Origin of the sequence: Pseudomonas sp. PS01297, from assembly GCF_029959305.1 — a bacterium.
Taxonomy (GTDB): Bacteria; Pseudomonadota; Gammaproteobacteria; order Pseudomonadales; family Pseudomonadaceae; genus Aquipseudomonas; species Aquipseudomonas helleri.
On the sequence record NZ_JASCPQ010000175.1, the window covers coordinates 1 to 4,914 of the forward strand.

A 4,914-nucleotide genomic window follows, 5' to 3' on the forward strand; every position below is an offset into this window, starting at 1 on the left:
GGACGGGCTTTGAACACACGGTCACCACCATTCGTGGGAGCGGGCTTGCTCGCGATAGCATCGACGCGGTTATTCTGACAAACCGCATCGCCTACATCGCGAGCAAGCCCGCTCCCACAAGAGGGTGTGACGTTACTCAGGAATACGCAGTGTCTGGCCCGGGTAGATTTTGTTCACGTCTTTGAGCAGCGGTTTGTTGGCTTCAAAGATTTTGTTGTACTGGTTGGCGTTGCCATACACCCGCAGCGAAATCGCGCTCAGGGTGTCGCCTTTTTGCACCACGACAAAACGCGAAGCCACAACAGCCGGACCGGTCACGGTGATCTGGTCGTCAACACTGGCCACGCCTTCAATGTTGCCAGCGGCCAAGACGATTTTTTCTTTCTCTTCTTGCGACGCGGCTTCGCCGGTGAGGGTTATCTTGTCGCCCTCAACCTCAGCTTTGATATTAGGATTGCCCAAGCCCACGTCCGCTACGTGCTTTTTGAGTTCGTCCGAGGCATTGGCATTACCCGGTGTAAACAGGTGGGCTAGCTTTTCACCTGCTTCTTTCACAAAGCTTAAAAGGCTCATCGGTCACGCTCCTAAAGGTTGAAATATCCAGAGACCTAAGCGTAGACCATCATTGCGGGAGCAACGATGGACATCAAACAGCTCAAATTCCTCATTGCCCTGGATGAAACCCGGCATTTCGGTCAGGCCGCTGCCCGTTGCCACATCACCCAGCCCACACTGTCGATGCGCCTGCGCAGCCTTGAGCAAGAGCTTGACCTGCAACTGGTCAACCGCGGCCAGCGCTTCGAAAGCTTTACCGCACCGGGTGAACGCGTGCTCGCCTGGGCGCGTACGGTGCTGGCGGCCTACGACGGCTTGCAGGCCGAGGCTGCGGCCTGTCGCGGCAACTTGATCGGTACGTTGCGCCTGGGCGTGGTGCCGCTGTCGAGCTTCGACCCGCTGCCTTTATTGCAGCGCCTGCACCAGCAACACCCGGAGCTGCGCTTTGAACTGTCGGCCCTGAGTTCGGAACATATCCTTGAGCAACTGGCCAGCAACCAGCTCGACATTGGTGTGTCGTACCTGGACCGCCTCGACCACGAACGCTTTGACTCACTGGCCCTGGGCATCACCCGAATGGGCTTACTTTACGACCAACGGCATTTCAACTTTGGCGAACAGCCCCTGAGCTGGGAGGCGCTGATTGAGTTACCACTGGGGCTGCTCAGCGGCGGCATGCACTTTCGCCAATCCATCGATCACAACTTCCACAGCCGTGGCCTCACGCCCCGCCCTTTGTTACAAACTGATGCCGTGCATCAGTTGCTGCAAGCGGTCCACGCAGGGCTCTGCTGCGCGGTCATGCCGCTGGAAGGCGGGCTTGAAGCGCTGACAGACACCTTGCGCCTGCACCCCATTGAAGACGCCCAAACCCTGGCCCAACTGGGGTTGATCATGCGCCGGGAGGCGCCGCGTTCAGCATTGGCAGAAGCCTGTTTTGCGCTGTTTCAGAAATCACTCAGCCCGTCTTGATCGACGCCATCTATCAGCAGATCAACGCTAGCGATTAGACGCGACTTAGTGTCGCGCCTACGCTTAGGGTCATAGACCACGTTGGTAAAGCCCTATGAACGCCAAGCGCCCTTTGTGCGCGGCGCCCGCTCTCAGTACGCCCGCGCCTGCTGCCAGCCAGACTTATCAGTACGTCACGCTCGACCACAGCAGTGGCGCAGAAACGGCGCTGGCTGAAGAAGTGGCCCTGGCGATTGCCTACAACGGCATCAGCCAGGCCGTGATGCTGGTGACGCCGACCGACCTTGAAGACTTTATCGTCGGCTTCAGCCTGGGCAGCGGCATCATCCATGACGCCAGTGAAATCTACGACCTCAAGCTCAGCGGCTCAGGCTCGGCGCAGTACGCGCAGGTCGAGATCGCCAGCCGGGCGTTCTGGAACCTCAAGCAGCAACGTCGCCAACTGGCCGGTACCAGCGGCTGCGGGTTGTGTGGCGTCGAAGCGGTGGAGCAAGCGCTGCCGGACCTCAAGGTGCTGCCCGGCGCGCCGCTACCGCCCGCCCAATGGCTGGACGGTTTGCGCCAGCGCATCAGCGAATTCCAGCCCTTGGGCCAACACTGCGGCGCGGTGCATGCGGCGGTCTATCTGGATGCCAAGGGCGAACTGCTGATGGGCCGCGAAGACATCGGCCGGCACAACGCCCTGGACAAACTGATCGGTGCGCTGGTGCGCCAACACATCGACCTGAACGGTGGCGCAGCGATTGTCACCAGCCGCTGCAGCCTTGAGCTGATTCAAAAAGTGTTGCGCGCCGGGATTCAAACCCTCATCAGCCTGTCCTCGCCCACGGGCCTGGCGCTGCAATGGGCCCGGCGTCACAACCTCAACCTTATTCATCTGCCACAAAAAAGCGCGCCACGGGTGTACAGCCCTGCGCAGGAGATTCAATCGTGAGCCTTCATCATCAAGCCGACCAAACCCCGACTCCGCGCTACAAGCCTTACAAAGGCCCGGCCGGTGGTTGGGGCGCACTGATCAGTGTGGCTCAGGCCTGGTTGACCAGCGATAACGCACTGAAAAACCTGCGCATGATGCTCAAGACCAACCAGAACGGCGGCTTCGACTGCCCGGGCTGCGCTTGGGGCGACTCGCCCGAAAGCGGCATGGTCAAGTTCTGCGAGAATGGCGCCAAGGCAGTGAACTGGGAAGCGACCAAGCGCCGGGTAGATGCGGCCTTCTTCGCTAAATACAGCGTTAGCGCGTTGCTGGAGCAAAGTGATTACTGGCTGGAATATCAGGGCCGCCTGACCGAGCCAATGCGCTACAACGCCGAAACCGATCATTACGAGCCCATCAGTTGGGACGCGGCCAACAGCGTGATCGCCCGTCATCTGCTGAACCTGTCGAGCCCCAACGAGGCCGAGTTCTACACCTCGGGCCGCGCCAGCAACGAAGCGGCTTATCTGTATCAACTGTTTGTACGGGCGTTCGGCACCAACAACTTCCCGGACTGTTCGAACATGTGCCACGAAGCCAGCGGTGTGGCGCTGGCGCAAAGCATCGGGGTCGGCAAAGGCACCGTCACGTTCGACGACTTTGAACACGCCGACGCGATATTCGTGCTGGGGCAGAACCCCGGCACCAACCACCCGCGCATGCTTGAACCGCTGCGTGAGGCGGTTAAACGCGGCGCTCAAGTGGTGTGTGTCAACCCGCTGAAAGAGCGCGGCCTGGAACGCTTCCAGCATCCGCAACACCCACTGGAAATGCTCACCAACGGCGACCGCCCGACCAACACCGCCTACTTGCGCCCGGCGCTGGGCGGCGACATGGCGTTGCTGCGCGGCATGGCCAAGTTCCTGCTGCAATGGGAGCGCGATGCACAGGCGGCGGGCGAACCGGCGGTGTTCGATCACGCGTTTTTGAATGAACACACCTCGGGCATCCTCGATTACATCTCCAGCCTGGACGACACGTCCTGGGAGCACATCGTCGAGCAGTCGGGCCTCACCCTGGTGGACATCGAGCGCGCCGCGCGCATGTACCTCAAGGGCAAGAACGTGATCATGTGCTGGGCGATGGGCATCACCCAGCACCGCCATTCGGTGCAGACCATTCAGGAAATCGCCAACCTGATGCTCCTGCGCGGCAACATCGGCCGCCCCGGCGCAGGCCTGTGCCCGGTGCGTGGCCACAGTAACGTGCAGGGCGACCGCACCATGGGCATCAATGAACGCCCACCGGTGGCCTTCCTTGATGCGCTGGAGCGCCGCTTCAATTTCAAAGTACCGCGTGAAAACGGCCACAACGTGGTGGAAGCCATTCACGCCATGCTCGAAGGCCGGGCCAAGGTGTTTATCGGCCTGGGTGGCAACTTTGCCCAAGCCACGCCCGACAGCCCGCGCACGGCCGAAGCGCTGCGCAATTGCGACCTCACGGTGCAGATCAGCACCAAGCTCAACCGCAGCCACTTAATGCATGGCAAAGAGGCGCTGATTTTGCCGTGCCTGGGCCGTACCGACATCGACCATCAGGCCGAAGGCCCGCAAGCGGTCACTGTTGAAGACTCGTTCAGCATGGTCCACGCCTCCAATGGCCAGCTCAAGGCGTTGTCGAATCAAATGCGTTCGGAGCCTGCCATCATCGCCGGGATCGCCGCTGCCACATTGGGCACGCACCCTATCGACTGGAACTGGATCGTGGCCGACTACGGCCGCATTCGCGAGCTGATCGCCGACACTATTCCGGGGTTCAAAGACTTCAACACGCGCATCCAGAACCCTGGCGGTTTCTACCTCGGCAACTCGGCCGGGGCGCGCCAGTGGAACACCCCGACCCAGCGCGCCAACTTCCGCATCAATGCGTTGCCGCAAGACCTGATCGACGCCCGCACCCGCGCCACGGGCAAGCTGCCAGACCTGATCCTGCAATCCATGCGCTCCCACGATCAGTACAACACCACCATCTACGGCCTCGACGACCGTTATCGTGGGGTCAAGGGCCAGCGCGACGTGCTGTTCGTCAACGAAGCCGACATCATCCGCCTGGGCTTCAAGCCGGGGCAGAAGGTCGACATCGTTTCGATTTGGGATGACCAGCATGAACGTCGGGTGAAGAACTTCACCTTGTTGGCGTTTGATATTCCGGCCGGGCAAGCCGCGGCTTATTACCCGGAGGTCAACCCGCTGGTGCCGCTGGAAAGCACCGGTGATGGCAGCCACACGCCAACGTCTAAATTCGTCGCGATATGCCTGGAAGCAGCCAGCCCGTCGAGATTGATCATGGCGAAGGCGAGCTAACCCCCGACATGTGTAGCCGCTGACGAGGCACGAGGCTGCGATGCGGGCCGCAGGACCGCCGTCCAGGGTCGCTTCGCAACCCATCGCAGCCTCGTACCTCGTCAGCGG

The 4,914-nt window shown here is 61.0% G+C and carries 4 protein-coding genes; 3 read left to right on the plus strand and 1 reads right to left on the minus strand.

Going from position 1 to position 4,914, the window contains the following annotated elements; all coding sequences use genetic code 11:
- Positions 1 to 132: 132 nt before the first annotated feature.
- Positions 133 to 573, minus strand: a complete 441-nt coding sequence (gene lysM, locus QMX84_RS25810) for a peptidoglycan-binding protein LysM (RefSeq protein WP_048366859.1) — start codon at positions 571 to 573, stop codon at positions 133 to 135.
- Between the two features lie 66 nt (positions 574 to 639).
- Between lysM and QMX84_RS25815 the strand changes: the two genes are divergently transcribed.
- The 3 genes from QMX84_RS25815 (at position 640) to QMX84_RS25825 (ending at position 4,806) form a co-directional block, all read left to right on the plus strand.
- On the plus strand, positions 640 to 1,527 hold the full coding sequence (locus tag QMX84_RS25815; protein ID WP_048388859.1) for a LysR family transcriptional regulator: 888 nt from the start codon (positions 640 to 642) through the stop codon (positions 1,525 to 1,527).
- Positions 1,528 to 1,621: 94 nt separating this feature from the next.
- A complete protein-coding gene (gene fdhD, locus QMX84_RS25820; protein ID WP_282365105.1) occupies positions 1,622 to 2,461 on the plus strand; it encodes a formate dehydrogenase accessory sulfurtransferase FdhD in 840 nt (279 codons plus the stop codon).
- On the plus strand, positions 2,458 to 4,806 hold the full coding sequence (locus tag QMX84_RS25825; RefSeq protein ID WP_048366862.1) for an FdhF/YdeP family oxidoreductase: 2,349 nt from the start codon (positions 2,458 to 2,460) through the stop codon (positions 4,804 to 4,806). The genes fdhD and QMX84_RS25825 overlap by 4 nt, the downstream gene beginning before the upstream one ends.
- Positions 4,807 to 4,914 lie beyond the last annotated feature (108 nt).